This is a genomic window from uncultured Nostoc sp., from assembly GCF_964247315.1.
Classification (GTDB): Bacteria; Cyanobacteriota; Cyanobacteriia; order Cyanobacteriales; family Nostocaceae; genus Nostoc.
The window spans coordinates 1-16,909 of record NZ_CAXTTT010000037.1 but is presented as its reverse complement, the minus strand read 5'-3'; the positions used below and the strand labels follow the sequence as shown (position 1 = coordinate 16,909).

The following is a 16,909-nucleotide window of genomic DNA, read 5'->3' as shown; positions in this document are numbered from 1 at the left end:
ATCTTTCTAACAATTGTCTAGCCTAGAAGTTCTCTACCCACGGACGTAGTTCTACTTCATAAGTCCAAGCACTGCGTGGTTGGCGGAGAATGCTGAGATAAGTTTGAGCGATCGCATCCGGGTCAAGAGTACTATCTGGTTTATCTGCTGGATCTTGGTTGCCTGTAGAGCGGATTCCACCATCAATCACGAAATGCGCCACATGGATATTCTTTGGTGCTAATTCTCTAGCAATACTCTGAGCCAAACCGCGTAGTGCAAATTTACCCATTGCAAAGGGAGCAGACAAAGGATAACCCTTAATACTGGCTGAGGCTCCAGTAAAAAATATAGCACCGCTACCAAGTTGCAAAAACCTTTTGGTAGCAGCTTGAGCCACAAGAAAGCCACCATAAGCAGTGATATCTAGGGTTTTTGCCACTTCACTAGGGTCTAGATCGACAAGAGGCCCCCGCACCCGGAAACTGGGATTGTAAACGACAATATTCAAGGAACCGAGTTTATTATCAACATCAATAAATAACTGTTCTACTTCATCTGGCTTTGAGACATCAGCAGCGAAACTAACCGCCCCAATTTCACTGCTCAATTGAGTGAGTTTTTCAATTTGGCGAGCCGCTAAAGCTACGGTAAATCCTTCTTTGGCAAATAGGCGAGCTAAAGAAGCGCTTAGTCCACTACCTGCACCGACAATTAAAGCTGTTGTTGCCATAAATTCAATTCTACTTGTTAGGATAAACGATTAAGATTAGTTATTCAATAATTCTTATACTAAATTATTATTTACAAATATCAAAAAAAATTAGAACTTGTATCAGAAATCACTGTATAAATTGATCTAATTTTTCGCACCAACTAAAGGCTATTTGTTTCATATTAAAATTCTACTAAGTAAATCGGTGGGAAAAAACATAATCATGTTAAGAAAGATAAATGAGACTAAAACCTTCTTCTCTCCTGCCTTTTACCTTGGTGCTAGCCTCTTCCCTTGAGCAATTGTATGTAAAACTAACTCTATATTATTAAATATTTACTCATTACTAAAGCGAATTACAGTAACATGATTAGATTGTAACCAGTTTTGTCTGATAAAATCTTGAGGTTGATGATTTGCATGAATACTACCATCAAACTCAATAATTAGTAATTTTTCGTGACAACAATAAAAATCAGTTATTATATCTACCAATATTATGTTATCTACGACGTTTTGTATTTAATAAACGTCTATTTCTTAAACATTCCCATAATATTTGCTCTGCTGGTGTTTGTTGTGTTCTTAACTTGCGGGCACGTTCTAATAATATCTTTGGGAATTTGTCGGTTACTACTAGCTAATTTAGCAATTTCCGCCCTCACCCCTAGCCCCTCTCCCTCTAGGAGAGAAAAACAAGATTTATCTTTATTGCTATCTTGTTGATATTTATTCTCTTCTTCTTTTTCTTTACTCCCTCTCCCTTGGGGAGAGGGTTGGGGTGAGGGCTTATATTCCATAATTTTGCACCTAAAACGAACTCATTTGTGCTTCACTATGATTATTTTTTCCTTTTTTACCCCAGACTTAGAACTCTTCGCCTTTTTTTGCCTTTATCATGCGCGCAATTATTGAATTTCGGTGGCGAGGTTGTGGAAGCAGTTGTAAGTTTTGGCTAATCCTTCAGAGAATGCAAATTATCAAAACGTTGCTGCACATTTACACCCACTTGCGATCGCAGCTTAATTTTCACACCTTGTTTAGGGTAACGTATACAATCGGGGCTACTGCCGCCTTCCTTGCTGGCAGCAGCCTAAGAGCAGCATTTTCAGCTAGAAAAACGAGATTTGAAAAGGGTTTGGGCTTAAGTTAATACCAATACCCTCAACCCTCACCCGCTCTTAACCGTTAAGCTCATCTTCTTGATGGGTTTGGATTACACAGTCAGAAGTCGGCTTGGCAACGCAGGTGAGAACATATCCTGCGTCTATTTGATCGTCGTCTAAGAAGTTCTGATCTGATTGGTCAACTGTACCTGAAATCAGCTTACCAGTGCAGGTTGAGCAAGAACCAGCGTTACACGAGTAGGGCAAATCCATCTCATTTTCTTCGTTAGCAATCTCTAGAATGTAATCTTCATCGGAAACTTCAATTGTTTTTTCTTCATCTGGAGTCTTTAATGTGACTTTATAAGTTGCCATGTAACAATCCCTAGCTAAATGTGAACTACATTGTTGATCCTACGGGTTTATGTGCTGCGAGTCTAGAGTTAAATGTGGTTGATTATTTTATATCTTGAGACGCTTAGTTTGAACCGGAAGTAAGAGTAAAAAATGCTGCGATCGCTTCAGCAAATCCCTCAAATGAACTGTAATCTCTAGACACGATAGAGACAGTCACACCCAACTTTTGGGCATTAGCAGTGGTGTAAGGGCCAAAACATGCAATAACACAATGTTCATAATCGCTTTGCGAGTTAACCATTGTCAAAAAGCTTTCTACTTCCGCTGTGCTACTAAAGGCAATTACATCAATAATTGCTTGACGCATCAGGTTTAATTCAATACCGTAGATACTTTTGTCTAAACCCTGCGTAATATATGTGGGTACGCGAGTTACTTCTATGCCCAATTGTTGCAAATCCGTAATCAAATTGGGTACAACATTAGGTTCAGGCAAACCTACAACTTCTGGAGCAGGTATCAGCACTTTTTTCTCGTGAATTTGCGGAAGTTTCGCTAATTCAGCCACAATTCCGGCTGGGCTAGATTCTGTTGGAATTAAATCCACTTTGCTACAAAAAGACAATAAGCTTTCTGCATCTTTTCCTAAGGCACATAAGTGACATTTTTGCACTACAGATATAGGAATATTCAAATCATTTATGCGGTGAAAAAATGCGGCGATTCCGTTTCTACTTGTGAAAAGAATCCAATCAAATTCGCTGATATGGGTTAAAGCGGCATCTAAGAGGGTGTAGTTTGATAAATAGCAGGTTTCGATAGTAGGCATGAAAACAGGTAAACCACCTTTTTTGATGATTTGTTCGGATAACCTATAAGCATAATTTCTCGGTGCTGTTACTAAAATTCTCTTGCCATATAGAGGTAAGTTTCTAGATGGAGTCAGCAGATTGATTTCTCTTGATTCGGTGTGCATTTGTTTATCGAACTGACTTTTACGATTAAGTCGTGAAACAACGAAATAGCAAGGGTTTTACACTATATTTATTCTCGACAAGTTAATTTTAATGACAATTAATCACTAGAGAATAGAGCTTTAGGCTAGGCGTATAGTAAGCATAGGCGTAGCCCGTCGTAGACATTGCTCGATTAAGGAGAATAACGGGAAAAGTCAGATTGATAAACAACTCCGTAGCATTCTCATAATGTCATTCTGACAGCGCCTCCTTCACAGCCAGCAATCGCTCTTAAGGCGGGGCGTAGCACATCACACAACTCTAATAACTTACTTTACCCCATCCACTGCACTCAATCGGGCGCATCTGACCCCAGTTGAGCAAACTTGTCTAGTTCAAAATTCCCTGCGCGAATGCTAACGCTTTTTGTGGCTGAAGATTATTAATTGACTAATTTTTTTATGTCTCAATCTGAAATTGGTATCTAACGCCTAGTCTTTCTGTGCAAGATAAAGTTATTTACCGTTACCTCATTTTTGAGCTAACGATAAGTAACTTGTTAAGATGATGTTGACTGCACAATTACTCAAAATAAACCATCACTGACCACCATTAAAAGCATGAAGCATCTGTCGGACTACAACTTCTTTGACCCGGAAGTGCTTGTGTGTCCTTATGAATTTTACAAGCTGGCACAGGAGCAAGCACCAATTATGGAGCTACCTAGTTCCAGAACAGGAGCAAAACTCTTTCTCGTTACCAGCTATGACTTGGTGAGAGAAATTCTTAAGGATACAAGAGTATTCTCTAGCAATTTCTCTACTTTACTGGCTGGAAAAGAAGAACAGGATGAAGAGTTGCAGAAAATTTCCGCTCAAGGCTGGCCTCAGATGAACACCCTGCTCACAGCAGATCCGCCAGAACACGAGCGATTTCGAGCGCTGGTGAATAAAGCATTCACCCCTGAGCGTATCAACAAAATGTCTGACTTGATTGAGCAGATTGTTGATGAACTGATTGACAGTTTCATCGATCGCAGCAAGTGTGAGTTTGTCAGTGAGTTTGCCGTAGCTTTACCGCTCAAAGTTATTGCTCAACAGTTAGGTGTGCCGCAAGCAGATATACCAAAGTTCAAGCAATGGTCTGATGCTTTTATTGCACGTCTAGGCCACACACTCTCTAGAGAGCAGGAGATTGAGTGTGCTAAAGATGTTGTTGCTTTCCAGCATTATTTTAAGGATGTCATAGACTCGCGCCAAAAACAGCCTCAAGATGATTTGATCACTGACTTGGTACAGGCAAAGGTAGCTGGACGATCGCTTGATACTGCTGAACTGCTGAGTATAATTCAGCAGATATTAGTGGCTGGTAATGAAACTGTCACCAGTGCGCTCGCAGGTGGGATGTTGTTGCTGGCAAACAATAAAGAGCAAATAAAGTTGCTACAAACAGATATTTCGCAGCTAGAGAACTTTGTTGAAGAAGTTCTACGGATGGAAAGTCCAACAGCGGGAATGTGGCGAGTTGTGACGGAAGATATAAAACTAGGAGACGTTGCTCTCCAAGCTGGGTCTTTGGTCATGATCCGCTTCGATGCTGCTAACCGCGACCCGATAAAATTTATTGAGGGTGAGCGTTTCGATGTGCGCCGCCATAATGCTAGCAATCACCTATCTTTTGGTCATGGGATTCATTTTTGTTTAGGTGCTATGCTTGCTCGTAAGGAAATGCAGATTGCATATCAGCGATTGTTGCTACGGCTTAAGAACATCCGCTTGGATCAATCCGGTTATCAGTACTTACCGAATATACTCATGCGGGCACTAAAGTACCTCTATATTGAATTCGACAAGGTAGTATGAGTGGTTATTTAATCTTTAGGCGTTGCAGAATTATACGATGATTTCGCCCAATCTGGAACGAATTTTCAATGGTTTCAACCGCCAAATCATCCCGCATTTATGCAACGCTTTAATCAGACGTTAGAGGTAGTGCGATAAGCCTAACGGCATGGCTTCGCTTACTGCACAGCCTACCAAAACAAAAAATAGGACGGCCAGGTAAGCTCTGCTTAGAAGACCAATTGCTGATGACATTGGAATTTTAGACCTCTTGCATAAATCAAAAATACAGAACCCCATCCCACATTTGAATAAAGCAAACGCTCCCCTCCCCGCTTGCAGGAAGGGATTGGGAGTAAAGTGTTAGGGACTTTTGCAAGAGGTCTAATGCCAAAAAGCTGATGTCAATCCTAGCCATTTTTCTAGGGTGAATTCTCCCCATTTTTCCGATGTCATCTGTGTTGAGAAAACGGCACGATATGAACATCTAAGAACGTTTGCACAAAAATCTTATGTCTTCATTACTGGCTTTATCCAACAGTTTAGCTGACACCGTAGAACAAGCTGGGAATGCTGTGGTTGCGGTAAATGGGGGTACTCGTGTTTCCCCAAGCGGCATTCACTGGCGTAATGGCATCATTGTTACCTCTGATGAGTGCCTCCAGCGCTATGACGATATCACCATTACCTTATCAAATGGTAGCACTGCACCAGTAACACTCATTGGTCATGACTCTAGCACCGATATCGCTGTTTTTAAACTAGAAAATGTCGAAATACCTGTGGCTAAAGTTGGCGATGCCAAAACGCTGAAAGTCGGTCATTTGGTGTTAGGACTGGCAAGAGGTAGCGAAGGTGACTTAAGGGCGGCGATGGGTGCGGTGAGCGTGGTTAGCGGTGCTTGGCGAAGTATGAGTGGTGGCAATATTGACCAATTCATCCGCCCAGACATTACCCTTTACTCTGGCTTTGCAGGTGGGCCGCTGGTAGATGCTGCTGGTTTTGTGGTAGGCATGAATACATCGGGGCGGCGTGGTACTGCTCTGACTATTCCTACTGCTACAGTCGATCGCGTGGTTGACCAATTAGTAGCAAAAGGACGCATTTCTAAGGGCTACTTGGGTGTGGGAATGCAACCAGTACGTTTACCAAAGAACTTGAAAACTGCTCTCAATTTAACTTCTGCAACTGGAGTAATTGTCGTTAATGTTGAGCCTTCCGGGCCTGCTGACAATGCAGGTGTGCTGCTTGGCGATGTTTTGGTAAGGTTCGATGGCGTAACTGTGGGCGATACAGGTGATGTACTGGGGCTACTCAATAGTGGCGATCGCATTGGTAAAGCTGTCAACGTGCAAGTTATCCGGGGTGGAGTGTTAGTTGAGTTAGCGATCGCAGTTGGCGAACGACCTACTAAGGAGGTATAATCTCCATTTGCGATGGGTTTAACTAACTCTGTCAAGATTTATCTAAATTTTCTCTTCATTCGAGCTTTGAACTCGGAAGTTGCACCTTTTTACTCGAACGTTGAGCCTCTGAACTCGGAAGTTGCACCTTTTTACTCGAACGTTGAGCCTTTGAACTCGGAAGTTGCACCTTTTTGCTCGAATGTTGAGCTTCTGAACTCGCAACGCTCACTGATTCTACTTTGACATGCTTAAAAATTGTATAACATGGCAAACATAACATTAACTAACATCGCTGCTGAATTAACAGAGGTAGCTGCTAAACTACGCCTACGCACTGTTAAAATCAAAAGCGGCTCTCTGGGAGTCGGTTCCGGTGTAATTTGGCAATCTGACGGACTAATTATCACTAATGCCCATGTCGCAACCAGCAACCGCGCAACTGTGGAATTGGCAGACGGAAGGGTATTTGATGCGGTGCGTACACAATTTGATCCACAGCAGGATTTAGCAGCCCTGAAAATTGTCGCCACTAATTTAACTGCTGCAACCATTGGCAATTCTGAGGCGCTACGAGTGGGTGAATTAGTTTTGGCGGTGGGTAATCCCTTTGCTGACAGTGGTGCTGTGACAACTGGAATTATCCATGCAAATAATCCACGGGCTGTTATGGCTGATTTGCAGCTGTATCCTGGAAATTCTGGGGGGCCGCTTGCCGACTGTCAAGGCCTTGTCGTGGGAATTAACACCATGATTGTTAATGGTTTGGCTGTCGCAGTTCCCAGCAATACTGTAGAGCGTTTTTTACAGGGTAATAGTCGTCCGCAACTGGGAGTTACACTGCAACCTGTGCTTTTAGGTAGGCGTAGCTTGGGTTTATTGGTGTTGTCAATTCTACCTAACAGTGCGGCGGAAACTGCTGGTGTGCAAATCGGCGATGTTTTAATTGGAGTTTCCGGGCGATTATTTACTAGCATGAATGATTTAACTAAATATCTCCATGACAGTAAAGGATCTGTACCGCTACAACTCCTACGCGGTGGGAAGCAATTCGTGATTTATGTTGACGTACAGTCTGGTAAAACTGCTGTGGAGGCGACATGATCCGAGTGATGGTAGTTGCTACTTCCCCTGTAGTGCGGGCAGGGTTATCAGCTGTGGTGACTACCAATCCTCGGCTGACGGTTGTGGGGAGTGCATCCGATTTGGATGTATTGGCGAGTGAAGTTGGGCAATTACAACCAGATGTGGTGCTGGTAGATTTGAGTAACAATCTTCAACAAGCGGTGTGGGAAAAATTGCTGATTATTCAAGAACAGCAATATCCATTAGGAATAATCGTCATTGTTGAAGAACTCGACAGTATCGACTTAGAAACGGGATTACGTTCTGGTATCCGGGGGATATTGCCCAGTACTAGCACAGAGTCAGAAATTGTTGCTGCTGTGGAGGCGATCGCTTTTGGTTTGGTGGTGCTGCACCCGGATGCTATAGAATTATTATCTATCCGGGAAAAAGTAGTGACAAATCCCGTACAAACCTTGACACCACGGGAGATAGAGGTTTTAGGTATGCTTGGTTCTGGGTTGGGGAATAAAGCGATCGCTAAACAATTACACATTTCTGAGCATACAGTCAAATTTCATCTCTCATCTATTTTTCAAAAGCTCAGTGTCTCCAGTCGCACCGAGGCTGTTGCTGTGGGTGTGCGACTGGGTTTGATTATGCTTTGATCTGTAGTGATTATCAGTTGAATGCAATTGATCGTGAGCTTAGGGACTGACAAAAAATCAATTATCCAAAATTATTTATACATTTGTAGGGGCGCAAGGCCTTGCGCCCCTACTTAGATCGTGTCTAACCAGCGCTTGAAGTCTTCTCGGTCTTAAAGGGGTACACCGAGAATTTATGCTCGTGATATCCTTTATTGATGACACGCCCTCAACGCATACATTTCTACGATTGAAAGAATTACCATGACTTCTGACAAACATTCTGTATCCTTGGATGACGCACGACGAATACTAGCGGCTGGAGAAGCGAAGGCTCGTGCAATCGGACAACCAATGAATCTTGCGGTTGTTGATGCTGGCGGGAATCTTGTTGCTCATATTCGTATGGATGGTGCGTGGATCGGAAGTATCGATATCTCAATTAACAAAGCATTTACTGCTCGTGCGTTTGATCTCTCTACCAAATCCCTTGCTGAGGATGCTCAACCAGGAAAACAATTTTATGGTATTCACGCCTCAAATGGAGGAAGAATCATGATCTTTGCCGGCGGTATACCACTTCAACGCGATGAGCAGATAGTTGGTGCGATCGGAGTAAGTGGTGGTAGCGGTGAACAGGATCAAGCTGTAGCTGAGGCAGCTGTCGCAGCTTTCTAATACCATTAGTAACTTACGCACGCTCTACAAATTCTTCTCTGCGAGACGCTGCGCGTTGGCGGAGCCTCTCCAAGAGTTGGCGTTCTTCTCTAACGAGACGCTACGCGTTGGCGTCTTCTCTACGAGACGCTACGCGTTGGCGGAAGCCTCTCGTAGAGAAGGCGGTTCGATAAATTAAGCTTTTGGGCGATTTTTGCGTAAGTCCTAACCATTACACTAGTACCGCAAGGCGGAAGTCAAAAGTCAAAAGTCATGCATAATTGTATTCCAAGCTCTTGCGCCATTTGAAATGGTATGTTTATTTCCGCCGTGTTGTACTAGATGCCCTACATTCCCAAATAAAAACTTGCAATTGTTCTCAAAGCGTCCTTTGCGCGTCTGGTAGAGAAGTGACGTGACATACAACCTCCAATGAGGGCATGGTGTATATATCACATTTGATTCATTACTTGTATGAACATTTTAATGCTATCTTCCACCTTTCCTTACCCACCAACGCGCGGGGGAACCCAAGTCAGAACATTTAATTTACTTAAATACCTAAGTCAACGCCATAATGTTACCCTCGTGACTCAACGTGAAGGCGATGTTACAGACGCAGAAGTAGCAGGATTACGCGATTGTGTGGATCATCTAGCCATTTTTGAACGCCCACCAGATTCTCGAACCACCGGAATATTGCAGAAAATACAGCGATTTGGTAGATTTTTGCAGCAAGGGACACCGCCAAGCGTACTTAATCGCTACTCAGTTGAGATGCAAACATGGGTTGATAACTGGGTGGAAGCGGGAAAATGCGATGTAATTACCTGCGAACATAGCGTCAATGAAATTTATGTGCGTTCATATTTTCCCAAACAGCTAAAAACCATAGTTAATGTTCATAGTTCTGTTTACGCTACCTGTCGAAACCAATTAGCAACAGGCATTTCGGAAAATTCACTTAGAGATAAAATTAATTTGCCACTTTTGCGGCGTTATGAGCAAAACTACTGTGCTAAATTTTCAGCAATTGTTGCGACAACAGAAGAAGATAAAATTCAACTACAAGAATTTAACCCCAATAGTGAAATTACAGTTATTCCCAATGGTGTAGATTTAGTTTCTTTCCCTAACCGTACCATCGATCCAGGAGGACATCGCCTAATTTTTATTGGCGCAATGGATAATTTAGCAAATATTGATGCTGTCTGCTTTTTCAGCAACGAAGTTTTGCCAGAAATTCAAAAATTGTATCCCGATACAACTTTCGATATTGTCGGTTCTCATCCGGTAGCAGAAGTTTTAGCACTTGATAAAAAACCAGGGATTAATGTGCTTGGGCGTGTACCTTCGATGGCAGAATATTTACATCAAGCCACCATCTGCGTTGTACCAATGCGGACGGGGTTTGGGATTAAAAATAAAACTTTAGAAGCAATGGCAGCTGGTATACCTGTAGTAGCGAGCGATCGCGGTTTAGAAGGATTAGCTGTAGATGCTGCTAGTCATCCATTACGGGCATTACGAGCCAATAAATCGGCAGAGTACGTCACCGCTATTAGTCAACTATTCGATCGTCCACATCTGCGTTCAGAATTGTCTCACAACGGCAGACAACTAGTAGAAACAGAATTCACTTGGGATATTGCTGGTAAAAGCTATGAACAAGTTTGTCTTAGGAGATAGTAATACTAATTAGTCAAGTCGCTTCGCTCCAATTCGTAATTACTAATTCGTAATTCGTAATTGATACCCCATACATAAATGTAGGGGCTTGAACTTCCGATGCAGAGCATTTCTATATTTTCCATAACTGAAGTTAGGGGCTTGAAACCATAAATTACGAATTACGAATTATTTGGTCATTAGCACATACATAAAACTTTCTTGTTTCTGTGGGACAAATATATGTAGAGACGTTGCATTGCAACATCTCTATATCGGTTGTGCAAATTATCTTATCTAAATCGTATTGGTTTTTAGTTAGCTGGTGAATAGGCACGTCAATTATTGTCAAATCTAGTCGAACAACCTAACACAAGTAATTTTTTTTGCTTACGTTTCTTCTTATTTTCGAGAGTAATCAAATAATTATCAACGTAGCGAAAAGCAGCTGCACCGTCGTAATCAGCAATAGCGATAGCTTGCAAGAAAACCTTTGAGGGAATTTCAAACCCTAAAAATTTTTCTGTTAAAATTAATAAATCTTCATTTGTGGCAGGAAAAGTAGTTTCTTCTGCCTCTTCTGAATCAGAAAATATATCATCAATTAATGCCTTATACACTTTGTACCTCCCCAAAAGCATAAGATGCAAAGCCTGTAATGAAGTTTAGCTGCTGATCGCGAGTTTGTAAGTTAACAGGGAGTTCAGTACCAGGACATCCGATTTCCCGTAAAATTTCCAAACAATAAGCACCGAGTTGAGTGTATGGAGCTTGCTCCAATTCTTGAGCTACTTCTAGAGCCATCTCCAAATTGACTTGGATAACCGTCTTTACAGGGTTGGTCATAAATCCGCCCTAATAAACTGGATGCTCTAAGTTTTGATCGCAATCACAAATAGCGTAACGGTGTTTTTGCGGAATTTATGAAGAGGGGAAATTAAAGTATCAGCGCATTTGCGGTAATGTACCCAAAGTTATGCAAACTAGGCTCAAGGCTAGGCAATTTCTATCTAAGTGCGATGCCTATTTAAATACGTATAAATATGTATAAATATTCCAATCTTATTGCCAATATACTTGCTTTTTGTGGGATAGACCGAAAAGCCCACCCCACAATACTGGATAGCTGATTTGTTATAAATCCCTGACATTTAGTTTTGCAGAGTAGTTTAACACAAGCCACTACCAGATTGCATCCCTTCTGCCACCTTCACGCTTTGACCTTAGCTTTAGACCAGATACCATTTTCATCTTCATCATATTGCTGGTGAATAGTCTCCCAAGCAGCTTGTTCAGCTGCAAGCTCGTCACTTTTTTCTTTGAATACAGCATTATAGCGCTCAATGAATGTACTCTGGGCTTCATCAGAAAGATGAGCGCGAACTTCAGGAGACAAGTCTGCTGGACTGTTGCACTGTCCAGAACAAGAACGAGCCAGAGTTTTCTCAATTGTGTGAATTTCTTCGCCACCAGCACTTTCGAGCAGCAATTGCAACTCGCCGGTGCGATCGCTCGGAACTTCTGCCATCACGAAAAATTCGCCAGCTTGTAAGCGAGTTTGGTAGATAGCCGCTTTATCTTCTGGCATTCCCAAAGTAGTTAGAACCGATACTAGACCGGCACCTGCACTATCTGCGATCGCTCCGCTAGCAGCTCCCAACAGCACTGCACCAATAGGCCCTGCTGCTACAATTAGGGCCGACAAAGGGAATAAACAATACGCCTACACCGGTAAGCAAGCTGAGAAACGAACCAAACAAGGAACCAAAAACTGCTCCTGTTCTCAAACCTCCCACAATCACATCTTTTTTACTAATAAAGCCAGCGATTCTGGTTTCTGACTGGAAATTTCTGCCCATGACCGAAATATGATCTCTAGGCACACCCCTATCTAATAAACGTCGAATTACATCATCAATTTGCTTCTGCTCTTTGAATACAGCAGAAATAGTACGTTCTGCTTGATATACTTCTGCCACTTAAAAACTCCTTATATTACGTTCTTTTTGCAATGAAGATGGTCAATCAATTTTGGATTTTAGATTAACTGCACTTATCAGAGGGAACCACTGCGGTAGATAAATTCCCTGGCATAAAAAAGCCAACCGTATGGTTGGATCTCATGACTTGAGAAGACTTACGTTAAGTGGCGTTAGCGCATGAAAACCAATTTTCAATTCCAAAATCCAAAATCCTAAACTGGCGAGGTAAATGAGTAGATACAGACACAATAGCGCTCAGTTAAAAAAATTGCAGGTTGGATGAACGAAGTAAAACCCAACAAATTGACGGAAGTGTTGGGTTTTGTTTCTCAACCAACCTACGTAGAAGTTGAGTTTTGGGCTTAACTGAACTGTATTGGATGCAGGCAGATTAATTCTTTCACATCAATTGAGGGAAGAATTAATCCTCCCTCAGCATCCTTGACTCAGATGTTATGAGTATGAGCTATACACCTACGGGAGTCTTAGCCCCTGCTGCTGGCTGTCTACCATCTGCATCTATTGCCTCGCCTTCAATAAATGAACGCAGCATCCAAGCTATCTCTTCATGCTGTTCGAGTAGTCCAGTCAAAAAGTCGGCAGTTCCCTGATCGTGGAACTTTTCACCAGACTGATCCACATGGTCTCTCAAATTACGAATAACCTGCTCGTGATCGTCCACTAAATTAGCTACCATCCCTGTTGCAGTGGGCACACTACCAGCATGTTCCTTGAGGGTAGCAATCTTGAGAAATCCCTCTAATGAGCCAACTGGATAACCGCCCAAAGCACGAATCCGCTCTGCCAAAGCATCAATATTTAGAGTCAGCTTTTGATAGTGTTCTTCCCAAAGCTGGTGCAAAGAGCGGAACTGAGGGCCCACGACATCCCAGTGATACTTTTTGGTTTTCACCAGCAGTAAATAGGCATCTGCCAAATCTTGATTTAACAGATTAATTACACCTTGACGCTGTTCGTCCGTCAAACCAATGTTTATCGCACGCATTGTTTTCCATCCCTAAGCAAACTTATTTATTAATTTGCCAAATTTTCCACATAATCCACATCAACCAAAGGAAATATTATGAGTTGAGATTAATTATTACATTACATAGTTATACCTATGCCTTAATAGGTAGTACTCTTCAATCGATAGATAATTTATCAATTAGCTATATATCCTTGCTTTTTACTAGCTAAAAAAATAAATAGAGATATTAAGATAATAAGTAGTAATGGGTAATTGCTTTTACGCAATCACCCATTACTAATGATAAATTACCAAGGTATCAACTCTGTTACTTACCTGTAACTTTATCCAACACATTCTTTATATTTTCTTCCACAGATTTTGCACCCTGAGAATTTTCAGGACTCTTTTGCTTATCAATATCAGCCGCTCCCTGAACCTCATTGAGTCCTTGGCTAGTCTCCTTTTGAGTCTCTTTCAATCCTTCTGGTGGTTCTTTGGCGGCTTCGTCAGTTTTACGCTGAATGTCAAGCAGTTGTGTAGTACCTTCGGTGGGATTACTTTGGTAGCTATCGATTGCAAAAGCAGGAAAAGCATTAGAGAATAATACTAGGGCGCAAGTAAAAGCCACTACTAGAAAACGCACTGGACGGAAAATAGATAAAACAGAAGTAATCATCTTCATTTGAAATCCTCGATAACAGCTTTTAACAACGCAGAACTTTTACTGAAAGAGCGAAGCATCTACCTTTAGTTAGCAATTTTAAGCAATAATATAAACTGGCAAGCTCCGCTTCAATTTAAAAGTTCTTGAAAAACGAACCTGATGAAAAAACTTCTTTTTTCTTTCTGCATCGGATTAGTAAGGGATAATAAGCAAATACCACCTTAACTCTTTAGCAAAATCATTAGATTTCACAAAATCATTAGATTTGATAATTGAAATCCTTTATTTTAGGTTCCCTGTTTACACTTTTACTTTGAAAAAGCTAAGGTCTGCATCAATCTCTAGAATGAAGTTTACTGCATCTTTAGTTGCAATAAAATCAGTCTCTAGGTATATCGACTTAATCTAGTTTTGGCAGGTTAATGGCTGCACTATTTATGTTCAGTTAGCTCGACTTTATCCAATCAAAGGAATTTAAAGAATATGCATTTCAGAGGAAATTTGTAAAGTATTAATTTATATAAAGATTAAACCTCTTGCATAAATCAAAAATAAAGAACCACACCCCGCATTTGAGTAAAGCAAACGCTCCCCAAGGCATCGGGGGTGTTAGGGACTTTTGCAAGAGGTCTATTCTCCTTAATCCCCTTTCATAAAAGGAGAAAAATAAATCTTTTCTTTAAACTTGATAAGTCTGCCTTATTACTTTTTCTATTGAACTTATGCGATGGAACATTTCTATTAATTCATGGGATCTTGTTTTTCGCTTTGCTAGCATTACTTTTAAGGGCGTTAAATAATGAACATCTGTGTCATCTCCTAAAGCAACTTCGGCTGCTTGCAAGACTTTTGCCGCATTCTTAAAAATATCTTCGTTTGCAAACGCTTCTTTTGCAGAAAGTTGGTGTAACGCTGCATCGGGTACAGTTGCTCTACCCGGTAAGGTTTCATCTAACACCAAACCCTTCAATAATATTAGCAAAGCCGCATAGATTAAAAAATCATCACAACTATCACAAGCCTTAAATTCGATGCGTCCCACTTCAGCCGGAATGCGGGCAATTTTTGTTAAGGCAGGTATGCTATTAATCAGTTGTTCTTCTTTTTGAACAAAAACCAGAGTAGCTGGTCTTTTTCCAGTTCTGATAAATGTTCGTACCGATAGTCCATCCCATAAACCTCCATTATAAAAGGGAGAGCTATAACTAAAAGGAACGATATAGGGACTGTAATAAGTTAACTTTCTGCCAATATCAATCACATCTTCAGTTGACAAATCTGCTACTGAAATATTTAAATCTGGCCCATAAGATACCATGTGAATATTAGCAGTTTGTTCGTCCGGATAAGCTTCTAGCTGTTTGATTTCATAATTGTTTAATGGGGGTTGAGGCTCAAAAGCTGGATTGTAGGGATTGAAACTAACCAAAACTGGTGATAAGCTAAAATCAGCGGCAACCTCACGTAGCAAGTCAAAACTTTCTGATAATTCATTAATAGCGCCTTGAATATTAGAATGGATAGTTGTTCTAATTTCAATACCTTTAACATGACAGTCGATCACTTTATCAGAATCCGCAAATCTTTCAAATCCCTCAATGTACCATCTCTTCATCTTAATACCCGCATCGCCAACGCGGAGTTGAGGATAGTCACTGGGGTATATAGGTAGCCTTTCAATAATTTGATTGAAATCAGCAAATTTTGTGTGGGAAAAATCAGCAAACTTTCCTTCATTGTTCAAGAAAGCGACTTCATGTTCAATGCCAAAAAAAAACATTATATATACCTTAATTTTTTAGAGTTAACTAATTTCCTTCATTAATGCTAAGCGATCGCAATTCCACAGAAAACGAAGTAGCATCAGTAAACAATTCATTAGAGAAAAACGTCGGCGATATTTAGCTGGCAGGTTCACATACTTAAAAAATTCCATACCTCTGTAGCGCAAATTACGGTCTTGAACCTTATAAATATTTGAGATACTCCAATCAAATTCACTTTAAATAGAAAAATTATCAACAACGGTACAAATGGATTTTACCTTAAGACCGACTGTTGCAATTTGAAAACTTCTCTGATTTATTTTTCTGTGCTGTTTCCACTATCTTCATAGTCACTGGGTAGGCTAGCTTAGTAGTGACTGAGGAAAGCTTGAGACGTGAGTTTATGACAAGTACCGTTCAATCCCCCTACAGCAACGAACAGATTGCTGCTTGGTTGCGTGGACTGCTCACCATTGCTTGGGCAGATGGTAATTTTGACGATCAAGAACAGGAATTAATTGCCAGCATCACCAAAAATGAATTAGCTCCTAAGATTAAATGCGACTCACTAGAGATAATTACTCCAGAGGAATTAGCCGCAGCCTTGGGTAAAGGTACACTAGCCGCGGAAAATTTCTTAAGGACAGCGGTGATGGTAGCGATCGCAGATGGTACTTATTCTGCCAGCGAAGATAAGATTCTGCAACAGTTTTGTCAAGCCTTGGAACAACCAGAGAAGTTGTTGGAAGCCCTTCGCCACACTTTGGAACACCCACAGCTTATCCCCACTATCGCCAGCACTGGGCTGACAAAGCGTCAAATCAATGCCCTACACCCCCTGGGTGACTGGCTCGATGGGCTAGATATCCAAGACCCAAGAGTAGCCCGCTTTTTGTGTAAAATGATTCCCGCCCAGTGTCCTTTTGAACGGGATGTCACCCTATTTGGACGCAAGATTGTGCATATCCCACCGATGTGTAAAATTAACCCGTTATATGAGCAACTGGTGGGCTTACGTTTCCGCGCCCTCTCCTATTTAGCAGATAAATGCGGTGAAGATGTTTCACCATATATTTGAGTAGGGAGTAGGGTGTGAGGGAGCAGGGGAGCAGGGGAGCAGGGGACAAGGG

Annotated in this window: 18 protein-coding genes and 1 pseudogene; 7 read left to right on the top strand and 12 right to left on the bottom strand. The window is 41.4% G+C overall.

The window, feature by feature from the left end; translation table 11 throughout:
* Positions 1-22: 22 nt before the first annotated feature.
* The 6 genes from ACFE93_RS13255 to ACFE93_RS13230 form a co-directional block, all read right to left on the bottom strand.
* Positions 23-712, bottom strand: a complete 690-nt coding sequence (locus ACFE93_RS13255) for an SDR family NAD(P)-dependent oxidoreductase (RefSeq protein WP_375473724.1) — start codon at positions 710-712, stop codon at positions 23-25.
* 318 nt (positions 713-1,030) lie between these two features.
* Positions 1,031-1,189 (bottom strand): DUF559 domain-containing protein, encoded by a 159-nt coding sequence (locus tag ACFE93_RS13250; protein WP_375473723.1) that lies wholly within the window; start codon positions 1,187-1,189, stop codon positions 1,031-1,033.
* A 7-nt stretch (positions 1,190-1,196) separates the two neighbouring features.
* Complete coding sequence (locus ACFE93_RS13245; RefSeq protein ID WP_375473763.1) at positions 1,197-1,253, bottom strand: hypothetical protein; 57 nt, start codon at positions 1,251-1,253, stop codon at positions 1,197-1,199.
* Complete coding sequence (locus ACFE93_RS13240; protein WP_375473722.1) at positions 1,228-1,494, bottom strand: hypothetical protein; 267 nt, start codon at positions 1,492-1,494, stop codon at positions 1,228-1,230. The genes ACFE93_RS13245 and ACFE93_RS13240 overlap by 26 nt, the downstream gene beginning before the upstream one ends.
* 381 nt (positions 1,495-1,875) lie before the next feature.
* Complete coding sequence (locus ACFE93_RS13235) at positions 1,876-2,175, bottom strand: 2Fe-2S iron-sulfur cluster-binding protein (RefSeq protein ID WP_375473721.1); 300 nt, start codon at positions 2,173-2,175, stop codon at positions 1,876-1,878.
* Between the two features lie 103 nt (positions 2,176-2,278).
* On the bottom strand, positions 2,279-3,133 hold the full coding sequence (locus ACFE93_RS13230) for a uroporphyrinogen-III synthase (RefSeq protein WP_375473720.1): 855 nt from the start codon (positions 3,131-3,133) through the stop codon (positions 2,279-2,281).
* A gap of 600 nt (positions 3,134-3,733) precedes the next feature.
* Between ACFE93_RS13230 and ACFE93_RS13225 the strand changes: the two genes are divergently transcribed.
* The 6 genes from ACFE93_RS13225 (at position 3,734) to ACFE93_RS13200 (ending at position 10,415) form a co-directional block, all read left to right on the top strand.
* Positions 3,734-4,975: a cytochrome P450 gene (locus ACFE93_RS13225; RefSeq protein ID WP_375473719.1), complete on the top strand. Its 1,242-nt coding sequence runs from the start codon at positions 3,734-3,736 to the stop codon at positions 4,973-4,975.
* 491 nt (positions 4,976-5,466) lie between these two features.
* A complete protein-coding gene (locus ACFE93_RS13220) occupies positions 5,467-6,378 on the top strand; it encodes a S1C family serine protease (RefSeq protein ID WP_375473718.1) in 912 nt (303 codons plus the stop codon).
* Positions 6,379-6,624: 246 nt separating this feature from the next.
* Positions 6,625-7,461, top strand: a complete 837-nt coding sequence (locus ACFE93_RS13215) for a S1C family serine protease (protein ID WP_375473717.1) — start codon at positions 6,625-6,627, stop codon at positions 7,459-7,461.
* Positions 7,458-8,090 (top strand): response regulator transcription factor, encoded by a 633-nt coding sequence (locus ACFE93_RS13210; protein WP_375473716.1) that lies wholly within the window; start codon positions 7,458-7,460, stop codon positions 8,088-8,090. The genes ACFE93_RS13215 and ACFE93_RS13210 overlap by 4 nt, the downstream gene beginning before the upstream one ends.
* Before the next feature lie 243 nt (positions 8,091-8,333).
* On the top strand, positions 8,334-8,747 hold the full coding sequence (locus tag ACFE93_RS13205; protein ID WP_104907158.1) for a heme-binding protein: 414 nt from the start codon (positions 8,334-8,336) through the stop codon (positions 8,745-8,747).
* A 453-nt stretch (positions 8,748-9,200) separates the two neighbouring features.
* Positions 9,201-10,415, top strand: a complete 1,215-nt coding sequence (locus tag ACFE93_RS13200; RefSeq protein ID WP_375473715.1) for a glycosyltransferase family 4 protein — start codon at positions 9,201-9,203, stop codon at positions 10,413-10,415.
* Between the two features lie 317 nt (positions 10,416-10,732).
* Here ACFE93_RS13200 and ACFE93_RS13195 read toward each other — a convergent pair whose 3' ends face one another.
* The 6 genes and pseudogenes from ACFE93_RS13195 to ACFE93_RS13170 form a co-directional block, all read right to left on the bottom strand.
* On the bottom strand, positions 10,733-11,014 hold the full coding sequence (locus ACFE93_RS13195; protein WP_375473714.1) for a hypothetical protein: 282 nt from the start codon (positions 11,012-11,014) through the stop codon (positions 10,733-10,735).
* Positions 11,007-11,240, bottom strand: a complete 234-nt coding sequence (locus ACFE93_RS13190) for a hypothetical protein (RefSeq protein ID WP_292783841.1) — start codon at positions 11,238-11,240, stop codon at positions 11,007-11,009. Before ACFE93_RS13190 ends, ACFE93_RS13195 begins: the two co-directional genes overlap by 8 nt.
* Positions 11,241-11,604: 364 nt before the next feature.
* A pseudogene (locus ACFE93_RS13185) lies at positions 11,605-12,373 on the bottom strand (ChaB family protein).
* 469 nt (positions 12,374-12,842) lie between these two features.
* Positions 12,843-13,382, bottom strand: a complete 540-nt coding sequence (locus tag ACFE93_RS13180; protein ID WP_375473713.1) for a Dps family protein — start codon at positions 13,380-13,382, stop codon at positions 12,843-12,845.
* Positions 13,383-13,674: 292 nt separating this feature from the next.
* Positions 13,675-14,031 carry a hypothetical protein gene (locus ACFE93_RS13175; RefSeq protein ID WP_375473712.1) on the bottom strand — a complete coding sequence of 119 codons (357 nt, stop codon included), beginning with the start codon at positions 14,029-14,031 and terminating at the stop codon, positions 13,675-13,677.
* Between the two features lie 661 nt (positions 14,032-14,692).
* Complete coding sequence (locus tag ACFE93_RS13170) at positions 14,693-15,793, bottom strand: glutamate--cysteine ligase (RefSeq protein ID WP_375473711.1); 1,101 nt, start codon at positions 15,791-15,793, stop codon at positions 14,693-14,695.
* 389 nt (positions 15,794-16,182) lie between these two features.
* On the opposite strand from ACFE93_RS13170, the gene ACFE93_RS13165 reads away from it, so the two are divergent.
* Complete coding sequence (locus tag ACFE93_RS13165) at positions 16,183-16,857, top strand: Mo-dependent nitrogenase C-terminal domain-containing protein (RefSeq protein ID WP_375473710.1); 675 nt, start codon at positions 16,183-16,185, stop codon at positions 16,855-16,857.
* Positions 16,858-16,909 lie beyond the last annotated feature (52 nt).

What these genes read in the sequence shown, in the direction of transcription:
- ACFE93_RS13190 (WP_292783841.1), bottom strand. Translation starts at nt 11,240, where the DNA reads ATGACCAACCCTGTAAAGACGGTTATCCAAGTCAATTTGGAGATGGCT.
- ACFE93_RS13165 (WP_375473710.1), top strand. Translation starts at nt 16,183, where the DNA reads ATGACAAGTACCGTTCAATCCCCCTACAGCAACGAACAGATTGCTGCT.
- ACFE93_RS13175 (WP_375473712.1), bottom strand. Translation starts at nt 14,031, where the DNA reads ATGAAGATGATTACTTCTGTTTTATCTATTTTCCGTCCAGTGCGTTTT.
- ACFE93_RS13235 (WP_375473721.1), bottom strand. Translation starts at nt 2,175, where the DNA reads ATGGCAACTTATAAAGTCACATTAAAGACTCCAGATGAAGAAAAAACA.
- ACFE93_RS13170 (WP_375473711.1), bottom strand. Translation starts at nt 15,793, where the DNA reads ATGTTTTTTTTTGGCATTGAACATGAAGTCGCTTTCTTGAACAATGAA.
- ACFE93_RS13200 (WP_375473715.1), top strand. Translation starts at nt 9,201, where the DNA reads ATGAACATTTTAATGCTATCTTCCACCTTTCCTTACCCACCAACGCGC.
- ACFE93_RS13210 (WP_375473716.1), top strand. Translation starts at nt 7,458, where the DNA reads ATGATCCGAGTGATGGTAGTTGCTACTTCCCCTGTAGTGCGGGCAGGG.
- ACFE93_RS13230 (WP_375473720.1), bottom strand. Translation starts at nt 3,133, where the DNA reads ATGCACACCGAATCAAGAGAAATCAATCTGCTGACTCCATCTAGAAAC.
- ACFE93_RS13225 (WP_375473719.1), top strand. Translation starts at nt 3,734, where the DNA reads ATGAAGCATCTGTCGGACTACAACTTCTTTGACCCGGAAGTGCTTGTG.
- ACFE93_RS13255 (WP_375473724.1), bottom strand. Translation starts at nt 712, where the DNA reads ATGGCAACAACAGCTTTAATTGTCGGTGCAGGTAGTGGACTAAGCGCT.
- ACFE93_RS13240 (WP_375473722.1), bottom strand. Translation starts at nt 1,494, where the DNA reads ATGGAATATAAGCCCTCACCCCAACCCTCTCCCCAAGGGAGAGGGAGT.
- ACFE93_RS13220 (WP_375473718.1), top strand. Translation starts at nt 5,467, where the DNA reads ATGTCTTCATTACTGGCTTTATCCAACAGTTTAGCTGACACCGTAGAA.
- ACFE93_RS13205 (WP_104907158.1), top strand. Translation starts at nt 8,334, where the DNA reads ATGACTTCTGACAAACATTCTGTATCCTTGGATGACGCACGACGAATA.
- ACFE93_RS13180 (WP_375473713.1), bottom strand. Translation starts at nt 13,382, where the DNA reads ATGCGTGCGATAAACATTGGTTTGACGGACGAACAGCGTCAAGGTGTA.
- ACFE93_RS13215 (WP_375473717.1), top strand. Translation starts at nt 6,625, where the DNA reads ATGGCAAACATAACATTAACTAACATCGCTGCTGAATTAACAGAGGTA.